The sequence below is a fragment of the Streptomyces sp. NPDC059256 genome (assembly GCF_042753785.1).
Lineage (GTDB): Bacteria > Actinomycetota > Actinomycetes > Streptomycetales > Streptomycetaceae > Streptomyces.
In genome coordinates this window covers 39,417-62,911 of sequence record NZ_JBHYZO010000021.1, presented here as the reverse complement: position 1 = coordinate 62,911, position 23,495 = coordinate 39,417, and the positions used below count along the sequence as shown (strand labels likewise).

Genomic DNA, 23,495 nt, shown 5'->3' with positions numbered 1-23,495 from the left:
GTCTATGACGCCCTCGGACGATTGTCAGTGGCCAAGGTTATGGTCGGCAGACATACGTTCGGCACGGATGGGGAGGAGGGGAACATGAGTATGCGGCTGGCCGCTCAGGGCTGTCTGGCGGCCAATGACTGGATCTGCGGGGAGTATCTCCGCAGCCGCAGCCAGGAGTTGACGGACGCGACGGTCGAGCATCTGTGGATCACCGTGGCATCGGTCGTCATAGGACTCGTGGTGGCGTTCCCCCTGGCCCTCCTCGCCCGCGCCAAGCCCGCCTTCGCAGGGGCGGTGCTCGGGCTGACGACCCTGCTCTACACGATTCCGTCGCTGGCGATGTTCTCGTTGCTCCTACCGGTCTTCGGACTGTCGTCGGCGCTGGTGGTCACGGGTCTCGTGCTCTACTCGCTGACCATCTTGGTCCGGAACATCCTGGCCGGTCTCGCGGCGGTGCCCGCCGAGGCGCGGGAAGCCGCCCGGGGCATGGGCTACGGTCCGGTTCGGCTCCTGTGGGAGGTCGAACTGCCCTTGGCACTGCCCGCGGTGATGGCCGGGCTGCGGATCGCGACGGTCTCCACGGTGGCCCTGACGACCGTCGGCGCGCTGGTCGGCAAGGGCGGACTGGGCAATCTCATCGACGACGGAGTGCAGACGACGTTCAAGGCGCAGGTGCTGACCGCGTCCGTGCTCTGTGTGCTGCTGGCGGTGACGGCCGATCTCCTGCTGCTGGGGATACAGCGACTGCTCACGCCCTGGACACGCACGCCCAAGGCGCGGGACACCATCCCAGAGACGCATTCCCGGGAACGAATACCGCCGGCCGGGCATGGCGCGGCGCGACTCGGGGCACGGCGAGAAGAAGCGCACGCCGTTGAGGGGGCGAACTGATGGGAGTGCTCGCCGACGCCTGGACATGGCTCACCACCGGGGCGAACTGGGAGGGGGACAGCGGTGCTTGGCACCGGCTGGGGGAGCATGTGTACGTGAGCGGGATCGCCCTCCTGCTGGCCTGCGCCATCGCCCTACCACTCGCCCTCTGGCTCGGTCATCTGGGGCGAGGGGGAGCACTCGCGATCAATGTGTCCAACGCCGGCCGGGCGATACCGGTGTTCGCCGTGCTGGCCCTGTTCATGCTCACACCGCTGCGTACGGCGGGCTATGCACCGACGATCATCGCCCTGGTGCTGTTCGCGGTGCCCCCGCTGTTGACCAATGCGTATGTGGGGATGCGAGAGGTGGACCGTGCGGTGGTGGAGGCCGCCCGTGGCATGGGGATGTCCGGCTGGCAGCTCTTCTTCCGGGTGGAGCTCCCCTTGGCCTATCCCCTGCTGATGACCGGTCTGCGTTCGGCAGCCGTGCAGGTGGTGGCCACCGCCACGATCGCCTCCATGGTCGGCCAGGGCGGGTTGGGGCGGATCATCACCGCGGGCTTCAACACCTACGACACCGCACAGGTGGTGGCCGGAGCACTCCTCGCGGCCGGTCTGGCACTGCTGGTGGAAGCGGTGCTGGTGGTGGCGGACCGGTTGTTGAACCCCTTGCGGAAGCCCGCACAGGGGGAGCGGAAGGAGTCGGGTCCGGTGCCTTCCGCCGTCTGAGCGCCCACCACCGTCCGACAGGGGCAGGGGAGCCGTGACGGGTCAGAGCGGCCCGTGGCCGTCCGGCAACGTGACCAGCGCTGGTCGGTCGTCGCGCAAGCCGTTCTCGGTTGACGACCCGCCCCCAGCGGCGACGGTGAAACCTCTGCGATGCCCGGCCGTACGTCTCGACCTCGCCCTTCGCCCCACTCCCTCGCCCACTCCCTTGATACGCGATACCACCCCATGACTCCTTGGAGGAGACCCCGATGCGCAAGACCTCTCGTACGGCGGGAGCGGTACTGGCCGTGGCGGCCCTGGTGGGTTCGCTCGCCGCTTGCGGCGGTGACAGCCTGGAGAAGTCAGAAGGTGACCAGAAGGGCGCCGGCTCGGGCAAGAAGGGCTCCCTGACCATCGGCGCCGCTTCATTCACCGAGGCGAAGGTCCTGGCCGAGTTGTATGCCCAGGCCCTCGCCGACGTCGGATACAAGACCTCGATCACCACCGTGAAGAACCGCGAACTGTATGAACCCTCGCTGGAGAAGGGCGAGATCGACATCGTGCCGGAATATGCGGCGACGATCGCGGAATTCCTCAACGCAAAGGTGAACGGGCCGAAGGCGCCCGAGGAGAAGCCGGTTGCCTCCAGCGATGTGAACGCAACCGTCGCCGCGCTCACCAGGCTCGCCGAACCACGCGGTCTGAAGGTGCTTCCGCCGGGTGCGGCCGTCGACCAGAACGCCTTTGCGGTGAGCAAGGAATTCGCCGAGAAGAACGACCTCAAGACGCTTTCCGATCTCGGGAGGTCGAAGCTGAAGGTCAAGATCGCCGCCGGGGACGAGTGCGAGGTCCGGCCGTTCTGCGCACCGGGCCTCAAGGCCACGTACGGCATCGACGTCACCGGGGTCGACCCCAAGGGTGTGGGGACGCCGCAGTCCAAGCAGGCGTTGCGGGACGGCACCGTGCAACTCGCCCTCACCACGACCACGGACGCCGTGCTCGATGGACTGGTCCTCCTGGAGGACGACAAGAAACTCCAGAACGCGGACAACGTCCTGCCCGTGGTCAATGCCAAGGACGCGGGCAGTCCGGAGATAGCCGAAGCGCTCGGAAAGCTCACGAAGGTACTGACGACCGCCGATCTGGCCGAGTTGAACCGCAAGGTGGACGCCGAGCGCGCGAAGCCGAAGGACGCGGCCAGGGAGTATCTGGAGTCGAAGGGGCTGCTCAACTCCTAGAAATGCGGGTCCCGGAGCTGGTTTGCGTCAGACGCTGAAAGCTCCGGGACCACCGTGGTGGTTGAGTCCATAGAGGTTTGGGGTGAACCACATCGGACGTTCACCAGAGAAGAAGAGAGAATTGAGTACCCACCATCCCCTTTGACGTCTACGCACGGTAAATTTCTGGCCATGCCACGTGGACGCCACCGCCATTCCCCGCCCCTGCACAGGATGCTGCCGCCGGTCGCGGTCGCCGGAGCGTCGGCGCTCTGTGCCGTCGGCTCATGGACGTTGGTGGATCCCGTGATGCTGCGGACCCTGGTCGTGGCTGCCGCAGCGGCGGCCGGCACCGGCGCGGTGATGATGCGCCTGTGGGACCGGGAAGCGGGCCGTCAGGTCGCTGACCTCACCCGCGCCCGAGCTCATGACGCCTGGCAGTCCGAAGAACGCATAGCCGAGTTGGAGACGGACGTCGAGGAGTCGCGCGAACTGCGCGCCAAGCTCGACGCGAAGCTGCGCGCCAAGCGGGTGGAGCTTGCGGCACTCCGGGGCGAGCACGCCGCGCTGTTGCGGCGGTACGCCACCGCCGAGACCGAACGGGCAGGGGCGCTGGAAGAGCGTCGACAGCTCACGATCGAGGTGGCGATGCCCAAGGGGCTCGCCCAGATCGGATCCGCGCCCACCGCCGATGTCTTCCTGCGCGCCCGCAAGGCCCTGGAAGACCTCACCGACAGTGCCGCGGCGCAGCGGCAGGCGGCCGAAGCGGGCGTCCAGGACGCCACGGAGCCGCCCGCGGAGGTGGCGGAGGCGACTGACGCACCTGAGGCGGTTGCCGAAGGGCACACGGACGCCGTCTCTGAGGACGGCTCGCCCGAGGCCGATCCCGAGGCCGATCCCGATCCCGAGGCCGAGGCCGACGAGCCGGTCGAGGAAGAGCCGGTTGAGCCGGTTGAGATGGCCTACGAGACGGACGGCCCACCGCAGGAGCCTGCCGCCGAGATCGAAGCGGAGCACAGTCGTCCGGCTGTTGTCCCCGCCCGACGCGCTTCCGCTGCGAAGGCCGTGGCGCCGTACGGGCCGCGTCGTCTTCCCGAGCCCCGACCCGAGAGCGGGTTCAACTTCTTCGGTGCCCAGCGGGCGGCCGGTACGGTTCCGCCCCAGCGGGAGGGAGCACCGACCGCGGAGACCGAGCCGGGTAGCACCGCCGCCGTACCGCCAGCGGGGGACGGGTCTCGATCCGGCCCCGCCGCGCTCTCCCTGACCCTGCCCCAGCAGACCGCGTCGGCCACGACGCCCCCTGGCCGTGCGATCTCCCCCGGCCGTGGTGCGGACCGCCGTGGTGCCGCCGAGTCCGGAGTCCTGGACGACGTACAACAGGAGGACCTCGCCGATGTGGTCGGCGAGGAGACGTTGGCCGCTCAGCGTGCCGACCCGGCGCGGGCGGTGGGCGACGTCATCGATCTGGCCGTACACGAGGAGCCGCAGCAGGAGCGGGTGCCGGTGGGCAAGCTCCGCAAGGCGGTCAGTTCGTAGGCCCCCGCGCCTGCGCGAGTCCCCGGCTGGGGACGCGTCCCGCTCAGCGCCGGGTGCGGTGGGTGGTGTGCGGTGGAGCGGTCTGCCGACCTCCGGACCGCACTGCGTTCCAACAGGCCGGCGCCGATGCCCCGAGCGAGCGCGGGTCGGGCGGCCAGGGGCGTACACGACGGTTGCCACGGGCTCCCCGAGCCCGGCCCCACACCATGACCCCGGTTCGATGGGACGGCGCCCGCTCCTCGGTGCGCCCCGTCGTCCAACCCCTTCGACGAACGCCCTGCACGGACGCTCGTCGTCGCCCGCGCCTTCGAGCCCTACTTGTTCGAGCCCTACTTGTCGATGTCGCCCACGACGAAGAACAGCGATCCGAGGATGGACACCATGTCCGCGACCAGCGTTCCCGGGAGCAGTTCGGTGAGCACCTGGATGTTGTTGTACGAGGCCGAACGCAGCTTCAAACGGTAGGGCGTCTTCTCGCCCTTGGAGACCAGGTAGTAGCCGTTGATACCGAGCGGGTTCTCGGTCCAGGAGTAGGTGTGGCCCTCGGGCGCCTTCAGCACCTTGGGCAGCCGCTGGTTGATCGGTCCGGGCGGCAGTTGGGCGATGCGGTCGAGACATGCGTCCGCCAGGTCCAGGGCGTTGTGCGTCTGGTCAAGCAGCACCTCGAACCGTGCCAGGCAGTCGCCCTCGGAACGGGTGACCACCTTGAGGGTGTCCTGGAGTTCGCCGTAGGCCAGATAGGGCTCGTCGCGGCGGAGGTCGAAGTCCACTCCCGACGCCCGGGCGATGGGGCCGCTGACGCCGTAGCCGTGCACCGCGGCGGCGGACAACACGCCCACGTCCCGGGTCCGTCCACGGAAGATTTCGTTGCCGAGTACCAGCCGGTCGTACACGTCCATCCGGGACCGGACATCGGCCACCGCGTGGCGCACCCGCCCGGTCCAGCCGGCGGGGAGGTCCTCCTTCAGCCCGCCCACCCGGTTGAACATGTAGTGCATCCGCCCGCCGGAGATCTCCTCCATGACGCTCTGGAGTTCCTCCCGCTCGCGGAAGGCGTGGAAGACGGGGGTGATGCCGCCGAGTTCCAGCGGGTACGAGCCGAGGAACATCAGATGGTTGAGCACCCGGTTCAACTCGGCGAGGAGCGTACGGGTCCACACGGCCCGCTCGGGGACCTCCATGCCCAGCATCCGCTCGACGGCCATCACCACGCCCAACTCGTTGGAGAACGCCGAGAGCCAGTCGTGGCGGTTGGCGAGCATCACGATCTGGCGGTAGTCGCGGGCCTCGAAGAGCTTTTCTGCACCCCGGTGCATATAGCCGATGACGGGTTCGGCGTGCCGGATGACCTCGCCGTCCAGGACGAGACGAAGGCGGAGGACGCCGTGCGTGGAAGGGTGCTGCGGGCCGATGTTCAGCACCATGTCGGTGCTCTCTGCGGCTCCGCCGATTCCGAGGGTGGTCTCCGTCATGGGGTCAGTATCCCCCCATCCCTCCATCCACCTGAATGCGGCGCTGTCGGAGCCCGGTCCCACGCGCCGGCCGACCCCTGGTGCGGCTCCCGTTCCCCGGCCGGCGCCGCGCACCACCCGCTCGCCCCCGACCCGGCGGTCCCGGAGGAGGCCCTTCCGTAGGCCCCGCCACGGAGGCCGCCCATGCCGTCAGTGGACCGGTACGGCGGTGACGCCCCGCGGGCCCAGGCTCCTACGAGCTACGTCCTCAGCCGCTGGTCGGCCGCACCGGCTGCTTGAGCCAGATGAAGTCACCGAGCCCGCCCGGCAGCAGCAGCTCAGCCGCCTCGGACGCCTCGGACAGTGCACGCAGATATCCCGTCGGATCGGTGGTCGCCCGGGCGATCGGTGGTCGTTCGGGCGCCACCCCCAACCCGCGCAGGGCCTCGCGCTGGGTGGACAGCACCGCTCCCGGCAGTGCGCAGGCGTCCAGGGCCACGTGCGCGGTGAGATCGCAACTCCCGTCCGGCACCGGTCGCACCTCCCTGCCTCCGCGGAACCCGGTCAGCGTGCCGAACAGCGGACGGGCCGCCGCCGAGTGCGCGTAGTCCACCGCCACGGCCAAGCCCTCGTCCAGCGTCGCCACCGCCCGTGCCCACGCCACATCCCGCGGTCGACCGATCTCCGCGCGAGCTCCTGGCTCCGTCAGCGGCCACCAGCGCGCCAGCCACTCGGCATCCGCCCCCGCCACCGGTGGACCGAGGCGTTCCGTGCCGTCGGCAGCGACGAGCACCTGTCGCACCACCCCGTCCTCGTCCGCCTCCGCCACGTCCACGGGCACGTTGTCCAGCCACTCGTTGGCGAACAGCAGCCCCCGAACCCCTTCGGGCGGCCGGTGCGTCCACTCGATCCGGGCGTCGAGTCCCGCCGGCCGCGAGGCCCGCTCCACGGCGTACGCCCGTACCGGAAAGTCATCGGGCAGGGCCGCCAGCACTCCCGTCAACAGCTCGCCCCGACCCGCACCCATGTCCACGATCACCGGGTCCCCCGCACCCGGGCCCAGTTCCGCGACCGTCTCCCGGAACAGCCGGGCGACGGCCGCGGCAAACAGGGGGGAGGCATGCACCGAGGTACGGAAGTGTCCGGCAGGCCCCTCGGGCCGGAGATAGAAGCCGCCGGGCCCGTACAGAGCGGCTTCCGTTGCTTCACGCCAGCCCTGCCATTCACACGTCTCGTCCGTCACAACGGCAAGTCTCCACCTTGCGGAGTACGCCTCCGCTGTTCGGATCGCTCTGGCGGTTGACCCCGTCGGCTGTCAGGGTTCCCTACTCTGGGTTACGTGCAGCGCGTTTATGAGTTCATCCGCAGACACCCGACGGGCGTCGACGCCTTCTGGGGCATCGTCCTCTTCGGGTTCACCGTGCTGTGGGTGTGGGGGGGCGCCGACGACACCGGGCCCACCTGGGCCGCACTCCTCTTGGGTGCGGCGCTGAGCCTGGTTCTCGCGCTGCGCCGCCGCAGGCCGGAGCAGATGCTGGTGCTCGGGGCGGTCACCGGTGTCGCACAGCTGATCCTGGACGTCCCGGTCAATACGGCCGACTTCGCGATGTTGGTGATCATCTACACCGTCGCGGCGCGCGACCGCTCCCGCTGGGCCTCCCGCCTCGCACTCGCCGGCGGCCTCGTCGCCGCGCCCCTCGCCCAGCTGCGTTGGCCGAGTCCCGAGGCCACCACGACCCAGCAGGTCTTCCTGGTGATCTTCCTGGCGGTGCCGTTCGCGCTCGCCTGGGTGCTGGGCGACTCCATACGCACCCGCCGTGCCTACTTCGCCGAACTGGAAGAGCGCGCCACCCGGCTGGAACGGGAGCGGGAGGCGCAGGCCAAGGTCGCGGTGGCGGCCGAGCGGGCCAGGATCGCCCGCGAGTTGCACGATGTGGTGGCCCACAACGTCTCGGTGATGGTCGTGCAGGCCGACGGCGCCGCCTATGTCCTCGATGCCGCGCCCGACCAGGCCAAACAGGCGCTGGAGACGATCTCCACCACCGGCCGGCAGGCGCTCGCCGAGATGCGGCGGCTGCTCGGCGTTCTGCGCACGGGCGATGACCCGGAGAGCGGCGAGTACGTTCCGCAGCCCGACGTCCAACAGATCGAGGACCTGGTCGAGCAGGTGCGCAGGGCGGGACTGACGGTGGACTTCAGGATCGAGGGGACACCTCGTCCGCTGCCCAGCGGCGTCGAGCTGACCGCGTACCGCATCGTCCAGGAAGCCCTGACCAATACGCGCAAGCACGCGGGCCCGGAGGTCGGCGCGAGCGTGCGGCTCGTCTACTTCGACGACGGCCTCGGGCTGCTGGTCGAGGACGACGGTCGCGGCTCCGCGCACGAGCTCTACGAGGACGGCGGGGCGGACGGCCAGGGGCACGGGCTCATCGGGATGCGGGAGCGCATCGGCATGGTCGGCGGAACTCTGGACGCCGGCCCCCGGCCCGGCGGCGGCTTCAGGATCAGCGCCCTGCTGCCGCTGAAGACCGCCTAGCCCGCACCGGGCCCTTCGCGCGTTCGTTCCACAAGCAGCGCGCGGTCCTGCGCCGTGCTGCGGTCGGTGCTCCTGCGTGGAGCCGGGCCCATCGCCCGCGCCGACGCCCCCGCCGCCTGACCTACGTACTCTGGCCGTATGACTGATGCCACAGCCGGAACGCCCGCAACGCACGTAAGAGTCATGCTCGTCGACGATCAGGTGCTGCTGCGCACCGGCTTTCGGATGGTGCTCGCCGCCCAGCCGGACATGGAGGTGGTCGCCGAGGCCGGCGACGGCGCCGAGGCGATCGAGGTGTTGCGGTCGACGGCCGTGGACGTGGTGCTGATGGACGTGCGGATGCCGCGTCTGGACGGGGTCGAGGCCACGCGGCGCATCTGTGCCCAGCCCGACCCGCCCAAGGTGTTGATCCTGACCACGTTCGACCTGGACGAGTACGCCTTCTCCGGGCTCAAGGCCGGGGCCAGCGGCTTCATGCTCAAGGACGTACCGCCTGGCGAACTGCTTGCGGCGATCCGCTCGGTCCACAGCGGTGATGCGGTCGTGGCGCCCTCCACCACCAGGCGACTGCTGGACCGGTTCTCGCCGATGCTGCCCAGCAGTGTGGGCGAGCCGAAGAACAAGGACGTGGACCGGCTCACCGAGCGCGAGCGCGAGGTGATGCTCCTCGTCGCCCAAGGGCTGTCCAACGGTGAGATCGCTGCCCGGCTGGTGCTGTCGGAGGCGACGGTCAAGACCCACGTCGGACGCATCCTCACCAAGCTGAACCTCCGCGACCGGGTGCAGGTGGTGGTGCTCGCCTACGAGACGGGATTGGTGCGCGCGGGCGGCGGGGCGCACTGAACCGACCGGCAGTTCCCGACAGCCGCCCACGGGTGACGGTCGCCGTCCTTAGGGTCGATTCCATGTTGCTATGGATCAATGGCCCTTTCGGCGGTGGCAAGACCCAGACGGCGTACGAGATCCACCGCAGGCTCCCGGGCAGTTTCGTCTGTGATCCCGAGCGCGTCGGATTTGGTCTGCACGGGATGATGCCGCCCGCGGTGCGCGGCGACTTCCAGGACCTCACGGCCTGGCGGGCAGGTGTCTTCGAAGCGCTGGACGTCTGCCTGCGCTCCCATCCGGGGGTGCTGATCGCGCCGATGACGGTGGTGGAGCCGGCGTACTTCGGGGAGACCGTGGGGCGGCTGCGGGCGGCGGGGCACGACGTCCACCACTTCGCACTCCTCGCGGAGCGGGCGACCGTACTGCGCCGGCTGCGGGAACGGGGGCTGGGGACCGGTCTCAAGCGGGAGAGCTTCGCCGTGAGCAAACTGGACCACTGCCTCGACCGACTCGGCGGGCCGCTCTTCGCCGAGCACGTCCGCACCGACCGGGTGAGCGTCCCGCAGGTCGCCGACCTCATCGCCGAGCGCGTGGGGCTGCGGCTGCGGCCCAACACCGACGGGCCGCTCACCCATCGACTGCGTAAGGCATGGACGGGCATCCGGCACATCCGCCTGGGTTGACCGCTCGCCTCGCCGTCACGAATCCCGTCAGACCAGTCGGCTGAGGAACTCGTCGACCGCTGCCCGTACGTCCTGTGCCGTCCATGTCAGGCCGGGTTCGGCCACCGTCAGTTCTGTGATCGAGGTCCCCGGAGGCGCTCCCTCCGGGGCCCACCAGACACGGAACAGCGTGATGCCCGTACTCTCCGCCTGCTCCGTCGCTGCCTTCTCCAGCCGGTCGGGCTCGTAGGGCAACCAGACATGGAACTGGTGGGTGTGGGGCACCTCGGGAACGATTCGGAACCACGGCACCCGTGCATCCCGGAGCGCCTCGTGCAGCGCTGCGGCCACCGTCTTCGCATGGGCCACATACGAGGGCAGCCGCGGAAGCTCCCGCTCCATGCCGAGCAGAGCCGACAGCGCCGCCGGGTACTGCTGGAACAACTGGCCGCCATAGCGGTGCCGCCAGGCCCGGGCCTCGGCGATGACGTCCGTCGGACCCACCAGCGCGGCGCCCGACAGCCCCCGGAGCGACTTGTAGAACGAGACGTACACGCTGTCGGCGAGCGAGGCGATCTCCGCAAGGGAGCGACCGAAGTGCGGGGCGCACTCCCACAGCCGTGCGCCGTCGAAGTGCACCACTGCATCGCGTTCCCGTGCGGCCTCCACCACCGCCACCAATTCGTCCCAGGACGGCAGGATAAATCCCGGCTCCCGCAGTGGTAGCTCCACCATCAGGGTGCCGAAGGGCTCCTCGAAGTCCCGTACCTCGTCCGCCGTCGGCAACCTCGGCTCCCGTACGGGATGGACCGTGCGCAAGCCGCTCACCACGCTAAACGCGTTCCGCTCATGGACCTCCGGATGCGCCAGCGGATGGAGCGCGACCGTGTCGTTGCCCGTGCGCCCCGCCCAACAGCGCAGCGCGATCTGCTGGGCCATCGTCCCCGTCGGGAAGAACACGGCGGCCGGGAACCCCAGGAGGGCGGCGGTCCGCTCCTCCACCGCCTCGACCACTCCGTCCCCGTAAAGATCGGCCCACTCATCCAGGTCGTACACGTGTTCGGCATCCGCGGCGAGGGCCGCCAAGCGCTCCCCGATGCGATCCTCTGTGGGCGGCTGCCACAGCTTTCGGCGCGAAGCCCGCCATGCCGCCCGTCGACGCTGCTTGTTGTCCTGTCCGCTCGTCTCCGCCATCCGACGATCATCCCCGAGAGGGCCGGAGTGGCGCCGCACACAGCCTGTGGACAACCATCGGGGGGCAAGTGGTGCTGGCGTAGCATGACGGGACATCGTCCGGTACCCGCCGCGGACTGGAACGGAAGGTTCTGCACCGCGTGAATGCCACAGCCCCCCAAGAGCCACTCGACCCTCGGGACAGGCCCGCCCGTCTGACCGTCGGCGTCGTCGGAGCCGGCCGGGTCGGACCGGCCCTGGCCGCCTCGCTCCAGCTCGCCGGACACCGTCCCGTCGCTGTCTCGGCCGTCTCCGAAGCCTCCGTCCGCCGGGCCGCCGTCCTGCTGCCGGACGTGCCGATCGTCCCGCCCGCCGAGGTGCTCGCCCGCGCCGAGTTGGTCCTGCTGACCGTCCCCGACGATGCGCTGACCGGCCTGGTCGAGGGGCTCGTCGACACCGGGGCGGTCCGGCCCGGTCAACTGCTGGTGCACACCTCCGGGCGATTCGGTGTGCAGGTGCTCGCGCCCGCTACCCGGGCCGGCGCACTGCCCCTCGCCCTCCACCCCGCGATGACGTTCACCGGCACCAGCGTCGATGTGCAGCGACTGGCCGGATGCTCCTTCGGGGTCACCGCCCCGGTCGAGCTGCGGCTCGCCGCCGAGGCGCTGGTCATCGAGATGGGCGGAGAGCCCGAGTGGGTCGACGAGCAGTCCCGCCCGCTCTACCACGCCGCCCTCTCCCTCGGGGCGAACCACCTCGTCACGCTGGTCGCCCAGTCGATGGAGCTGCTGCGCACCGCAGGAGTGGCGGCGCCTGACCGGATGCTCGGCCCCCTGCTCGGAGCAGCCCTGGACAACGCCCTGCGCTCGGGGGACGCCGCGCTCACCGGGCCCGTCGCCCGCGGTGATGCGGGGACCGTCGCCGTCCACGTGGCGGAACTGCGCAAACACGCCCCCGCCACCGTCGCGGGCTATCTGGCGATGGCGCGCACCACCGCGGACCGGGCGCTCGCCCACGGCCTGCTCAAACCCGAGCTTGCCGAAGACCTCCTCGGTGTACTGGCAGACGGCGGTCAGCCCACGGGCGGCGAGCGCCCGTGAGCGGCCCCCATGAGACGCGCGGGACGGGCGGGACGAGCGGGACGGGTGGGATGAGCGGTCGTCCTCCCGTCGGACCAGCCGCCGTCGCTGCACCGGGCCCGGAGCGCACCCGTCCACTGGGCTCCATCACCTCGCGCCCCGCCGGCTTCGAGCTGGTCCCGACCCTCGATGACCTGGGGTACGTCCTCGAACACCTGGCCGCACCCGGCCACACGGCCGTCGTCATGACGATGGGCGCCCTCCACGAAGGGCACGCCGCGCTGATCCGTGCGGCACGCGAGCGCGTGGGCACCAAGGGCTTCGTCACGGTCACCGTCTTCGTCAACCCGCTCCAGTTCGGCGCGGGTGAGGACCTCGATCGCTACCCGCGCACCCTCGACGCCGATCTGACCCTCGCGGAGACGGCGGGCGCCGACATCGTCTTCGCCCCGTCCGTGGCGGAGATCTACCCCGACGGCGAACCCATGGTGAAGGTCACCGCCGGCCCCATGGGGGAGCGCCTCGAAGGCGCCAGTCGCCCCGGCCACTTCGACGGGATGCTCACCGTCGTCGCCAAGCTGCTCCATCTCACCCGCCCTGACCTTGCGTTCTTCGGGCAGAAGGACGCCCAGCAGCTCGCCCTGATCCGACGGATGGTCCGCGATCTCAACCTTCCGGTGGAGATCGTCGGGGTGGACACCGTGCGCGAGGAGGACGGGCTCGCCCGTTCCAGCCGCAACCGCTACCTCTCGGCTGCCGAGCGGGACACCGCGCTGGCCCTCTCCCGCGCACTGTTCGCCGCCCGGGACCGTCAGGCCGCACAGCAGGCGCTGCTCGCCCGGGCCGAAGCCACGCCGGGAACCCTGGCCCGCGCCGCCGCCCTGTCCGCACTCGGCGAGGCCCGAGCCGCGGCGGATGCCGCCGCCGTCGCCCAGGCCGCACCGGCCGGTGCCGACGCCGTGCGCGCCGCAGCCCGTACGGTGCTCGACGACGCCGCACGGGCCAACCCACCCCTGGTCCTCGACTATCTGGCGCTCGTCGATCCGGCCACCTTCACCGAGGTCCCCGACGACTTCGAGGGGGAGGCGATCCTCGCCGTCGCCGCGAAGGTCGGTGCGACCCGCCTGATCGACAACACCCGCCTCAGGTTCGGAGCCACCTCGTGAGCACGACCCATCCGCACGGCCCGGGCATACGGCTCAACGCCCCCGCCCCCGGCTGGTCCATCGCCGCCGACGTCGTCGTCGTCGGCTCCGGGGTCGCCGGGCTCACCGCGGCCCTGCGCTGCGCCGCCGCGGGCCTGTCCACGGTCGTCGTCACCAAGGCCCGTCTGGACGACGGCTCCACCCGCTGGGCCCAGGGCGGCATAGCCGCCGCGCTCGGTGAGGGCGACACCCCCGAACAGCACCTCGACGACACCTTGGTCGCCGGCGCCGGCCTCTGCGACGAGGAGGCGGTCCGGGCCCTGGTGACCGAGGGCCCCGCGGCGGTGCACCGACTGATCGCCACGGGTGCCGTCTTCGACACCTCCGCCGCCGGCGAGATAGAGCTGACCAGGGAGGGCGGCCACCACCGGCGTCGCATCGCCCACGCAGGCGGCGACGCCACCGGCGCCGAGATCTCCCGCGCCCTGGTGGAAGCCGCCCGCACCGCCTGTCTGAGCACCATCGAGAACGCCCTGGTGCTCGACCTCCTGACCGACGCCGAAGGCCGTACCGCGGGAGTCACCCTCCATGTGATGGGCGAGGGGCAGCACGACGGCGTCGGAGCGGTCCACGCACCCGCCGTCGTCCTCGCCACCGGCGGCATGGGCCAGGTCTTCTCCGCCACGACCAACCCCGCGGTCTCCACCGGTGACGGTGTGGCCCTCGCCCTGCGTGCCGGCGCCGAGGTGTCCGACCTGGAGTTCGTGCAGTTCCATCCGACCGTGCTCTTCCTCGGTACGGACTCCGAGGGCCAGCAGCCCCTGGTATCCGAGGCGGTACGCGGAGAGGGCGCCCACCTCGTCGACGCCGACGGTGTCCGCTTCATGCTCGGCCAGCACGAACTGGCGGAACTGGCGCCCCGGGACGTGGTGGCCAAGGCCATCATGCGCCGGATGCGCGAGCAGGGCGCGGACCACATGTACCTGGACGCCCGCCACTTCGGGGCCCGGATGTGGGAGCACCGCTTCCCCACGATCCTCGCGGCCTGCCGTGCCCATGGCATCGACCCGGTCACCGAACCGGTCCCGGTCGCCCCCGCCGCCCACTACGCCTCCGGTGGCGTACGAACCGACCTCCACGGCCGCACCACGGTCCCCGGACTCTGGGCGTGCGGCGAAGTCGCCTGCACCGGTGTCCACGGCGCCAACCGACTCGCGTCCAACTCCCTGCTGGAGGGCCTCGTCTTCGCCGAGCGCATCGCGGCGGACATCGCACGCAGGTCCTCGGCCGGCACCCTCACGGCCGGCGTTCCCCACCCACCGGGCACACCGTCCGTACTGCCGTTGATCGACCCCGACACCCGCCCCGCCATCCAGCGGATCATGTCGCTCGGCGCGGGGGTGCTGCGCTCCGAGGAGAGCCTGCGGGAAGCAGCGGCGGCCCTGGAGGCCGTGCACACGAGCGCGGTCAGCAGCGACAGCGCCCAGCACACCCGGCACGCCAAGCACGCAGAGCCCGGCGTCGACTCCTGGGAGACCTCCAACCTGCTCTGTGTCGCCCGGGTGCTCACGGCCGCCGCGCTTCAGCGCGAGGAGACCCGCGGCTGTCACTGGCGCGAGGACCGCCCCGACCGCGACGACCAGGAGTGGCACCGCCATCTGATCGTGCGGATCGCCCCCGACCGCTCGCTCGTGGTCACCCGCACCGGGCACACCGCCTTCCCCGCGACGGCCCTCGACCCACTCCCCGAACACCGGGCCGATCCGCTCTCCCCACCCGAACCGCCGACCGTCCCCCACGTCCCCAGGGAGCACCAGCCGTGAGCACGCCCGAAGAACGTCCACTCCCCGTGGACGTACCGCTGATCCAGATCGGCGCCGCCGAGCCCGAAGGCGGTGGCTGCGGGGACTCCTGCGGCTGCGCCCAGGGCGACGACGAGGAGTACGAGTGCGGTCTTGACCCCGCGCTGGCCGCGCTGCTCGCCGAGGCCGGTCTCGACCCCGTACAGATCGAGGACATCGCCTATCTCGCGCTCAGCGAGGACCTCGACGGCGGTGTGGACGTCACCAGCGTCGCGACCGTCCCCGAGGAGGCCGTGGCCACCGCCGACTTCACCGCCCGCGAGGCGGGCACGGTGGCCGGACTCCAGATCGCCGAGGCCGTGCTGTCGGTCGCGGCGACCCATGAGTTCGCCGTGGAGCGCCACGTCGACGACGGCGACCGCGTCGTCGCAGGGCAGAAACTGCTCTCCGTCACCGGCAGCACCCGGGATCTGCTGACCGGTGAGCGCAGTGCACTGAACATCCTGTGCCGCCTCTCCGGTGTCGCGACCGCGACCCGCGCCTGGGCGGACGCCCTGGAAGGGACGAAGGCGAAGGTCCGCGACACCCGCAAGACCACTCCGGGGCTGCGCGCCCTGGAGAAGTACGCGGTCCGCTGCGGCGGCGGCGTCAACCACCGGATGTCCCTCTCGGACGCCGCGCTGGTCAAGGACAACCACGTGGTGGCGGCCGGCGGGGTGGCCGATGCCTTCAAGGCCGTCCGGGACGCCTATCCCGACCTTCCGATCGAGGTCGAGGTCGACACGGTCCACCAGGTCCGCGAGGTGCTCGACGCGGGTGCCGATCTGATCCTGCTGGACAACTTCACCCCTGCCGAGACCGAGGAGGCGGTGGCGCTGACCGACGGCCGGGCGATCCTCGAATCGTCGGGCCGACTGACCCTCGCGAACGCCCGCGCCTACGCCGACACCGGCGTCGACTACCTCGCCGTGGGCGCGTTGACCCACTCCGCTCCGATCCTCGACATCGGACTCGACCTACGCGAGGCTGAAGTCTGATGCTGCTCACGATCGACGTCGGCAACACCCACACGGTCCTCGGACTCTTCGACGGCGACGAGATCGTCGAGCACTGGCGGATCTCCACGGACGCCCGACGCACCGCCGATGAACTCGCCGTCATCCTCCAGGGGCTGATGGGGATGCACCCCCTGCTCGGCGTCGAGTTGGGCGACGGCATCGAGGGCATCGCGATCTGCTCCACAGTCCCCTCGGTCCTGCACGAACTGCGCGAGGTGACCAGGCGCTACTACGGCGACGTCCCCGCGGTGCTCGTCGAGCCGGGCATCAAGACCGGCGTGCCGATCCTCATGGACAACCCCAAGGAGGTCGGCGCGGACCGCATCATCAACGCACTGGCCGCGGTGGACCTCTACGGGGGCCCGGCCATCGTCGTCGACTTCGGTACGGCGACGACGTTCGACGCGGTGAGCACGCGCGGCGAGTACGTCGGTGGGGTCATCGCCCCGGGCATCGAGATCTCGGTGGAGGCCCTGGGCGTCAAGGGCGCCCAGCTGCGCAAGATCGAACTGGCCCGCCCGAGGAGCGTGATCGGTAAGAACACGGTCGAGGCCATGCAGTCCGGCATCGTCTACGGATTCGCCGGCCAGGTGGACGGTGTGGTCCGCCGGATGAAGACCGAACTGGCCGCGGCGGACCCGGACGACGTCACCGTCATCGCGACGGGCGGGTTGGCGTCCATGGTGCTGGGAGAGTCCTCGGAGATCGATGAGCACGAGCCCTGGCTGACGCTGATCGGCCTGCGCCTGGTCTACGAGCGAAACGTCTCCCGCATGTGACTCGGCGTCCGGTCTGGGGCCGCCCGAGCCGGCCGCTCGGAGCGGCCCGGCCGGCGTGCGCAGGGGGCCGGTGGGGCCCCGACGGCACCTGCCGCCGCAGTGGCCGGCCCTCCTCGGTCCTGGTGGCCGGCGCTGAGAAGCCGTGGAGGCGCCCGATGCGTGGCGCCTCGGCGGTACCCGTCCGGAGGCTCGCCGCCGCAAGCGGGTGCGCCGCGCCCAAGTGCCCGTATTGGGTTGATTTCTCCTTGGTCGCACGTATCGTCACCTCATGCCCACGCCATACGGTTCCCGCGGCGGCATGGCCTTCAGCGCAGACGAGCTGCGTGTGCTCCGACGCGCCCTCGCCGTCGCCCTCCATCCCACCTCCCTGCCCGACGAGGACATCCGGGACTGCCTGCGTCTGGCGGAATCCGTCGATGAGGCGGTGTTCGAGGCCGGGCGACTGCACGCCTTCCTCCTCGCCGACCTGACGCGCTACCGCGCGGCACTCCCCGGCTCGCTGACCGGCTATCTGGAACTCCTCCAGGACGCCCTCGCCGCCGGCTACGACCCCTGTCCGGACGACCTCGCGGCCCTGAGGGCACTGCGTGGCAATCCGGTCGCCGCGGCCGTCCTCGAACGCTGCCAGTCGCTGGCCGAGCAGTCCGTACGGGCCAGGCTCGGCCGGTGGACCGCTCCCGCCCCGCGGGCGCGGCTGCTCGCGCTGCCCGGCGGCCGGGCAGCGGACGAACGGGACCCCGATGCGAAGCCGGAGCCACGCCCCCAGCCGAGGCCGGCTCCGACCAGGCCCGAGGAGCCCGTCCCCGGCGAGCGCCCGGTGCCCAAGCCCTCCGAGGTCTTTCCGCCGCGCCGTCGCCCTGCGCCCCCACCGGAGGAGCGCGCCGCGGGGTAGCTACTCTGGGAGGCATGGACTACGTATCCGCCCTGGTGCCTCCCGTGGTGATGGCCGCTCTCTTCACCGCCCTGATCGTGACGATCGTCAAGAGTCAGGGCGGTCCGAACAAGTCCAAGGAAGACGCGATCGTGGATGCCACGATCGCCCGCGCGGAAGCGGCCCGTCAGGGCGGCGGGGATAGCTGACTCAGGAGCAATACCTGAGGCGCAGGACGTACGGCACACTCGGTTTGAGTCGTACGTCCTTTTTGTTACGTCATTACCGAGCATTCCAACTTCTCCCACTATGGTGGGAATGTGCCCCGCCAATTGGGAGAGCTCGAAGATGCCGTCATGACACGGGTCTGGCAATGGAACCGGCCGGTCACCGTCCGGGAAGTCCTGGAAGACCTCCAACAGGACCGCTCCATCGCCTACACGACCGTCATGACGGTAATGGACAATCTCCATCAGAAGGGCTGGGTCCGCAGGGAAGTCGAAGGCCGTGCCTATCGATATACGGCCGTCTCGACTCGGGCCGCGTACTCGGCGGCCTTGATGAACGAGGCGTGGTCCAAGAGCGACAACCCTGCCGCCGCACTCGTGGCCTTCTTCGGCATGATGTCGCCCGAACAGCGTGAGGCGCTGCAAGCGGCCGTCCGCATGGTCGGGGGTGAACCGGTCCCGAACGCGGCCGAAGAAGGCGACTCGACTGAAGAAGGGGTTGCATCCCCCGAAGCCGAAGCCGAAGCCGAAGCCGAAGCCGAAGGCGCTGTTCGTAGGGGCGACTCCGATTTGGTCGAAGGCGAAGTTCCGGCCGTTGTTGACCCGGATCTCGCCGAAGATGCAGTTCCTGGTGAGGGTCCCCTTCTCGACCAAGACGCAGTTCACGGCGACCATCCCGCCGACGGCCGGACATCCTCGGGGCGATAGCGTCGATGCATGTCTAATGCAGCGGCAAATGCCATCACCGTCAGACGCGCCAGGACCGGCGATGTGGGTGCGGTCCGCCGACTGCTGGATCCGTACGTGAGTGAAGGCATCCTGCTCGACAAAGCGACAGTGACTCTTTACGAAGCCATCCAGGAGTTCTGGGTTGCAGAACGGGACGAAGACGGTACTGTCGTCGGCTGCGGCGCTCTCCACGTCATGTGGGAAGACCTCGCAGAAGTACGCACACTTGCGGTCGATCCTCTCTTCAAGGGCACAGGCATCGGCCATCAGGTGCTCGACAAACTGCTGCACACAGCGCGCTGGCTGGGGGTTCGCCGAGTTTTCTGTCTGACCTTCGAAGTCGACTTCTTCAGCAAGCACGGCTTCGTCGAGATCGGCGAGACGCCGGTCGCCGGAGATGTCTACACCGAGCTGCTGCGTTCCTATGACGAGGGTGTAGCCGAGTTCCTCGGGCTCGAACGCGTGAAGCCGAACACCTTGGGCAACAGCCGGATGCTTCTGCACCTGTGATCACCACTTGCCTGGGAGCTCTATGTCCGAATCGCGCATGTTTCCCGTCTTCTTGAGGATCTGAACCTCTGCCAAGGGTTTGTGTTTTCCAGGGAAAAGCGGTTTCCTTTCCGCGTACTGCATTTTCGATGAAAGGAAATCCGGTGGCACAGAAGGTTCAGGTCCTTCTTGTCGACGACCTCGACGGCGGCGAGGCGGACGAGACCGTGACGTTCGCTCTCGATGGCAAGACCTACGAGATCGACCTCACCACCGCCAATGCGGACAAGCTCCGCGGGTTGCTTGACCCGTATGCCAAGAGCGGGCGGCGCACGGGTGGCCGCGCTGCTTCGGGTCGGGGTAAGGGCCGTGCGGCGGCGAGTGGGAACAAGGACACCGCGGAAATCCGCGCGTGGGCCAAGGCGAACGGCTACGAGGTGAACGACCGCGGTCGAGTCCCCGCCACGGTCCGTGAGGCGTACGAGAAGGCCAACGGCTGAGTAGCAGCCGTCTTAATCGGCCAGGTATTCGCAGGCCGCGTATTCGTACGCGCTCGTTCCCGCGGCCGTGCGCATATTCGTACCGAGCAAACGGATGCGGTGGCACTCGGAGGCGACCGCATCGAGGAGACGGACGAGATCGGGGCCCCCGCCCCGACCTGTTCCGGCCCCGCGTCCTAGCGGGTTCAGGGCCGGAAGTGTCGGTTCCACCTCACACCCCGGCACGGGGGGCCGCAGCCAGACGGCGGCCTCCCGAGAGCCGGTCCTGCCTGGTGGGGGTGGGGCGCTCAGGCGTCCGCCCGCACCGACGGCGGTCAGATCCAAGGTGATCCCGCCCCATTCCAGCCAGTCGAGCAGCCCTGGAAGCTCCTCAGCGCTCCCTGCGGCCACCAGCAGCTGCATTCGGTCCCCCGCCGGCCCGGAGAGCGCCACGGGCCCGTTCAGCTGCATCTGGTCGAGCACTGCCGCTCCCGCTGCCGCCGGAAATTGCAGTACGTCGAAACGCACCCCGGTCCGTAGCCATACGAGGGAAGAGCGATGGCCCCCGTGGCAATGCGAGACGTGGCAATGCGAGGCATTTGGGTCGCCTGTGACTTGTGGGTCGCTCGGGTCGACGGTTGTCGCCCAGCCCAGTTCCGTTTCGTACCAGCGCGCCCATGCCACTTCCCTTTCGGGCGGCGACGCGACGGCCTCGCTGGAAGAACGGGGCCCCGGAACGGTGAAAGTCATGTCCCGGGAACTCTCGATCCGCCGTAGGAGTTACGCAGAGTGCGCAATGCATTGCTCAGGGTGTCGCAGATGGGGGTGTTCGGGGGCATTCGAGCGCACGAGGTTGTTCGCCCGTAGCGGAGGGAACCGGTGTGCGCCGCATGGACTGTCAGTGCTTACGGGTAAGACATCCCTAGTGGGAAGGGGCGACACGCTCGCAGGGAGCGCTTACGTTCGCCATCGGCGTAGTGATGGTGAGGGTAACTGCCTGGCCTGCGGGAACATCGTCTCGCACCATCGGGTTGGAGCAGTTGTCGGCGTTCAGGGGTCAGGAGGCCACAGACGGGTGTCGGCAGTTGGAATGAGCGGTCCCCGCTTGCGGGACTAAGCTGCGGAAGGACAGGGAGGGGACCGACCCCTTACTGCCTGACCGCTCTGAGGAGCGATTAACGATGTTCGAGAGGTTCACCGACCGCGCGCGGCGGGTTGTCGTCCTGGCTCAGGAAGAAGCCCGGATGCTCAACCACAACTACATCGGCACCGAGCACATCCTCCTGGGCCTAATCCACGAGGGTGAGGGTGTCGCCGCTAAGGCCCTGGAGAGCCTCGGGATTTCGCTCGAGGCGGTCCGCCAGCAGGTGGAGGAGATCATCGGTCAGGGCCAGCAGGCCCCGTCCGGGCACATCCCCTTCACTCCCCGTGCCAAGAAGGTCCTGGAGCTTTCGCTCCGCGAGGCCCTTCAGCTGGGCCACAACTACATCGGCACCGAGCACATCCTGCTCGGCCTGATCCGCGAGGGCGAGGGCGTCGCGGCCCAGGTCCTCGTGAAGCTGGGCGCCGATCTGAATCGAGTGAGGCAGCAGGTCATCCAGCTGCTCTCCGGCTATTCGGGAAGCAAGGAAGCCGCCACTGCCGGCGGCCCGGCCGAGGGCACTCCCTCGACCTCGCTCGTCCTGGACCAGTTCGGCCGCAATCTCACCCAGGCCGCACGGGAGTCCAAGCTCGACCCGGTCATCGGGCGCGAGAAGGAGATCGAGCGGGTCATGCAGGTGCTGTCCCGCCGCACCAAGAACAACCCCGTGCTCATCGGCGAGCCCGGCGTCGGCAAGACCGCCGTCGTCGAGGGTCTGGCCCAGGCCATCGTCAAGGGTGAGGTGCCCGAGACCCTCAAGGACAAGCACCTCTACACCCTGGACCTCGGTGCCCTGGTCGCCGGCTCCCGCTACCGCGGTGACTTCGAGGAGCGCCTGAAGAAGGTCCTCAAGGAGATCCGCACCCGCGGCGACATCATCCTGTTCATCGACGAGCTGCACACGCTCGTCGGCGCGGGTGCCGCCGAGGGCGCGATCGACGCGGCCAGCATCCTCAAGCCGATGCTCGCCCGCGGTGAGCTCCAGACCATCGGTGCCACCACGCTCGACGAGTACCGCAAGCACCTGGAGAAGGACGCGGCCCTGGAGCGCCGCTTCCAGCCCATCCAGGTCGCGGAGCCGTCGCTGCCGCACACCATCGAGATCCTCAAGGGCCTGCGCGACCGCTACGAGGCCCACCACCGGGTCTCCATCACGGACGAGGCCCTCGTCCAGGCCGCGACCCTGGCGGACAGGTACATCTCGGACCGCTTCCTGCCGGACAAGGCGATCGACCTGATCGACGAGGCCGGCTCCCGGATGCGCATCCGCCGGATGACCGCACCGCCGGACCTCCGTGAGTTCGACGAGAAGATCGCCGGAGTCCGCCGCGACAAGGAGTCGGCCATCGACTCCCAGGACTTCGAGAAGGCGGCTTCCCTCCGCGACAAGGAGAAGCAGCTCCTCGCCGCGAAGACCAAGCGCGAGAAGGAATGGAAGGCCGGCGACATGGACGTCGTCGCCGAGGTCGACGGCGAGCTCATCGCCGAAGTCCTGGCCACGGCGACCGGCATTCCGGTCTTCAAGCTGACCGAAGAAGAGTCCTCCCGACTCCTGCGCATGGAAGACGAGCTGCACAAGCGCGTCATCGGCCAGAAGGACGCCATCAAGGCGCTCTCCCAGGCCATTCGCCGTACGCGGGCGGGTCTGAAGGACCCGAAGCGTCCCGGTGGCTCGTTCATCTTCGCCGGCCCGTCCGGTGTCGGTAAGACCGAGCTCTCCAAGACGCTCGCCGAATTCCTCTTCGGTGACGAGGACGCCCTGATCTCCCTCGACATGTCGGAGTTCAGCGAGAAGCACACGGTTTCCCGTCTCTTCGGTTCTCCGCCCGGATACGTGGGATACGAAGAGGGCGGTCAGCTCACCGAGAAGGTGCGCCGGAAGCCGTTCTCGGTCGTCCTCTTCGACGAGGTCGAGAAGGCCCACCCCGATATCTTCAATTCCCTTCTGCAGATCCTGGAAGACGGTCGTCTGACCGACTCCCAGGGCCGGGTCGTGGACTTCAAGAACACGGTCATCATCATGACGACCAACCTCGGGACCCGGGACATCTCCAAGGGATTCAACCTTGGCTTTGCCGCACAGGGCGACGTGAAGTCGAACTACGAGCGGATGAAGGTCAAGGTCAACGAGGAGCTGAAGCAGCACTTCCGGCCCGAGTTCCTGAACCGTGTCGATGACACGGTCGTCTTCCACCAGCTCACCGAGGAAGACATCATTCAGATCGTCGACCTCATGGTCAACAAGGTGGATGAGCGGCTCAAGGACCGTGACATGGGCCTGGAGCTCAGCGCCACGGCCAAGTCGCTGCTCGCGAAGAAGGGCTACGACCCGGTCCTGGGTGCCCGGCCGCTGCGCCGGACCATTCAGCGGGAGATCGAGGACGTGCTGTCGGAGAAGATCCTCTTCGGCGAGCTGCGCCCCGGTCACATCGTGGTCGTGGACACCGAGGGCGAGGGTGAAGAGAAGAAGTTCACCTTCCGTGGCGAGGAGAAGTCCGCGCTGCCGGACGTCCCGCCGATCGAGCAGGCCGCGGGCGGTGCCGGACCGAACCTCTCCAAGGAGGCATAGCCTCCGCGAGGTGCCGTCAGACTGAGAAGGGGCTGCCCCGGATTCCGTACTCATGGGTACGGGCCGGGGCAGCCCCTTCTCCGTGGTCCGACGCCACGCGGTCGCGGCGGAAGCACGCCGCTACGGAAAGGGCGCACTGCGCGATCGCGTGCCGGC

Annotated in this window: 22 protein-coding genes; 18 read left to right on the top strand and 4 right to left on the bottom strand. The window is 69.4% G+C overall.

The window, feature by feature from the left end:
• Positions 1-96: 96 nt before the first annotated feature.
• The 4 genes from ACFXJL_RS29115 to ACFXJL_RS29100 all read left to right on the top strand — a co-directional run bounded on the left by ACFXJL_RS29115 (position 97) and on the right by ACFXJL_RS29100 (position 4,324).
• Positions 97-882, top strand: coding sequence for an ABC transporter permease (locus ACFXJL_RS29115; protein WP_384697294.1), 786 nt, complete (start codon positions 97-99; stop codon positions 880-882).
• Entirely contained in the window at positions 882-1,592 is a 711-nt protein-coding gene (locus ACFXJL_RS29110; RefSeq protein WP_384697231.1) for an ABC transporter permease, read from the top strand. Before ACFXJL_RS29115 ends, ACFXJL_RS29110 begins: the two co-directional genes overlap by 1 nt.
• Positions 1,593-1,840: 248 nt before the next feature.
• On the top strand, positions 1,841-2,809 hold the full coding sequence (locus ACFXJL_RS29105; protein ID WP_358876586.1) for an ABC transporter substrate-binding protein: 969 nt from the start codon (positions 1,841-1,843) through the stop codon (positions 2,807-2,809).
• Between the two features lie 171 nt (positions 2,810-2,980).
• Complete coding sequence (locus ACFXJL_RS29100) at positions 2,981-4,324, top strand: hypothetical protein (protein WP_384697228.1); 1,344 nt, start codon at positions 2,981-2,983, stop codon at positions 4,322-4,324.
• A gap of 329 nt (positions 4,325-4,653) precedes the next feature.
• Here ACFXJL_RS29100 and ACFXJL_RS29095 read toward each other — a convergent pair whose 3' ends face one another.
• Together ACFXJL_RS29095 and ACFXJL_RS29090 are read right to left on the bottom strand one after the other, a co-directional pair.
• Entirely contained in the window at positions 4,654-5,796 is a 1,143-nt protein-coding gene (locus tag ACFXJL_RS29095; RefSeq protein WP_384697225.1) for an NADH-quinone oxidoreductase subunit D, read from the bottom strand.
• Between the two features lie 247 nt (positions 5,797-6,043).
• On the bottom strand, positions 6,044-7,018 hold the full coding sequence (locus ACFXJL_RS29090) for an SAM-dependent methyltransferase (RefSeq protein ID WP_384697222.1): 975 nt from the start codon (positions 7,016-7,018) through the stop codon (positions 6,044-6,046).
• Positions 7,019-7,114: 96 nt separating this feature from the next.
• Between ACFXJL_RS29090 and ACFXJL_RS29085 the strand changes: the two genes are divergently transcribed.
• From ACFXJL_RS29085 to ACFXJL_RS29075, 3 genes are all read left to right on the top strand, one after another.
• Positions 7,115-8,311, top strand: a complete 1,197-nt coding sequence (locus ACFXJL_RS29085; RefSeq protein WP_358876582.1) for a sensor histidine kinase — start codon at positions 7,115-7,117, stop codon at positions 8,309-8,311.
• Positions 8,312-8,449: 138 nt separating this feature from the next.
• Complete coding sequence (locus ACFXJL_RS29080) at positions 8,450-9,154, top strand: response regulator transcription factor (RefSeq protein ID WP_358876581.1); 705 nt, start codon at positions 8,450-8,452, stop codon at positions 9,152-9,154.
• Between the two features lie 62 nt (positions 9,155-9,216).
• Positions 9,217-9,819 carry an ATP-binding protein gene (locus tag ACFXJL_RS29075; RefSeq protein WP_384697218.1) on the top strand — a complete coding sequence of 201 codons (603 nt, stop codon included), beginning with the start codon at positions 9,217-9,219 and terminating at the stop codon, positions 9,817-9,819.
• A 27-nt stretch (positions 9,820-9,846) separates the two neighbouring features.
• Here ACFXJL_RS29075 and ACFXJL_RS29070 read toward each other — a convergent pair whose 3' ends face one another.
• Positions 9,847-10,992, bottom strand: a complete 1,146-nt coding sequence (locus ACFXJL_RS29070; RefSeq protein WP_384697215.1) for a threonine aldolase family protein — start codon at positions 10,990-10,992, stop codon at positions 9,847-9,849.
• 140 nt (positions 10,993-11,132) lie between these two features.
• Here ACFXJL_RS29070 and ACFXJL_RS29065 point away from each other — a divergent pair, with 140 nt between their 5' ends.
• The 10 genes from ACFXJL_RS29065 (at position 11,133) to ACFXJL_RS29020 (ending at position 19,650) form a co-directional block, all read left to right on the top strand.
• On the top strand, positions 11,133-12,071 hold the full coding sequence (locus tag ACFXJL_RS29065) for a Rossmann-like and DUF2520 domain-containing protein (RefSeq protein WP_384636242.1): 939 nt from the start codon (positions 11,133-11,135) through the stop codon (positions 12,069-12,071).
• A 50-nt stretch (positions 12,072-12,121) separates the two neighbouring features.
• Positions 12,122-13,216: a pantoate--beta-alanine ligase gene (gene panC, locus ACFXJL_RS29060; protein WP_358876577.1), complete on the top strand. Its 1,095-nt coding sequence runs from the start codon at positions 12,122-12,124 to the stop codon at positions 13,214-13,216.
• On the top strand, positions 13,213-15,018 hold the full coding sequence (locus ACFXJL_RS29055) for an L-aspartate oxidase (protein WP_384697210.1): 1,806 nt from the start codon (positions 13,213-13,215) through the stop codon (positions 15,016-15,018). The genes panC and ACFXJL_RS29055 overlap by 4 nt, the downstream gene beginning before the upstream one ends.
• The gene (gene nadC / locus ACFXJL_RS29050; RefSeq protein ID WP_384636248.1) at positions 15,015-16,034 is read left to right on the top strand and encodes a carboxylating nicotinate-nucleotide diphosphorylase; all 1,020 of its coding nucleotides are present in this window, start codon (positions 15,015-15,017) and stop codon (positions 16,032-16,034) included. Before ACFXJL_RS29055 ends, nadC begins: the two co-directional genes overlap by 4 nt.
• On the top strand, positions 16,034-16,834 hold the full coding sequence (locus ACFXJL_RS29045; RefSeq protein WP_329021808.1) for a type III pantothenate kinase: 801 nt from the start codon (positions 16,034-16,036) through the stop codon (positions 16,832-16,834). The genes nadC and ACFXJL_RS29045 overlap by 1 nt, the downstream gene beginning before the upstream one ends.
• A 298-nt stretch (positions 16,835-17,132) precedes the next feature.
• Complete coding sequence (locus ACFXJL_RS29040) at positions 17,133-17,726, top strand: hypothetical protein (RefSeq protein ID WP_358877058.1); 594 nt, start codon at positions 17,133-17,135, stop codon at positions 17,724-17,726.
• Between the two features lie 14 nt (positions 17,727-17,740).
• The gene (locus tag ACFXJL_RS29035; protein WP_329021810.1) at positions 17,741-17,914 is read left to right on the top strand and encodes a hypothetical protein; all 174 of its coding nucleotides are present in this window, start codon (positions 17,741-17,743) and stop codon (positions 17,912-17,914) included.
• A 147-nt stretch (positions 17,915-18,061) separates the two neighbouring features.
• The gene (locus tag ACFXJL_RS29030; RefSeq protein WP_384697206.1) at positions 18,062-18,640 is read left to right on the top strand and encodes a BlaI/MecI/CopY family transcriptional regulator; all 579 of its coding nucleotides are present in this window, start codon (positions 18,062-18,064) and stop codon (positions 18,638-18,640) included.
• Between the two features lie 9 nt (positions 18,641-18,649).
• Positions 18,650-19,171, top strand: coding sequence for an amino-acid N-acetyltransferase (locus tag ACFXJL_RS29025; protein ID WP_358876573.1), 522 nt, complete (start codon positions 18,650-18,652; stop codon positions 19,169-19,171).
• 143 nt (positions 19,172-19,314) lie between these two features.
• Positions 19,315-19,650 (top strand): Lsr2 family protein, encoded by a 336-nt coding sequence (locus ACFXJL_RS29020; protein WP_329021813.1) that lies wholly within the window; start codon positions 19,315-19,317, stop codon positions 19,648-19,650.
• Positions 19,651-19,662: 12 nt separating this feature from the next.
• Here ACFXJL_RS29020 and ACFXJL_RS29015 read toward each other — a convergent pair whose 3' ends face one another.
• Positions 19,663-20,379: an SCO3374 family protein gene (locus ACFXJL_RS29015; protein ID WP_384697201.1), complete on the bottom strand. Its 717-nt coding sequence runs from the start codon at positions 20,377-20,379 to the stop codon at positions 19,663-19,665.
• A 431-nt stretch (positions 20,380-20,810) separates the two neighbouring features.
• On the opposite strand from ACFXJL_RS29015, the gene ACFXJL_RS29010 reads away from it, so the two are divergent.
• On the top strand, positions 20,811-23,339 hold the full coding sequence (locus tag ACFXJL_RS29010) for an ATP-dependent Clp protease ATP-binding subunit (protein ID WP_358876571.1): 2,529 nt from the start codon (positions 20,811-20,813) through the stop codon (positions 23,337-23,339).
• Positions 23,340-23,495 lie beyond the last annotated feature (156 nt).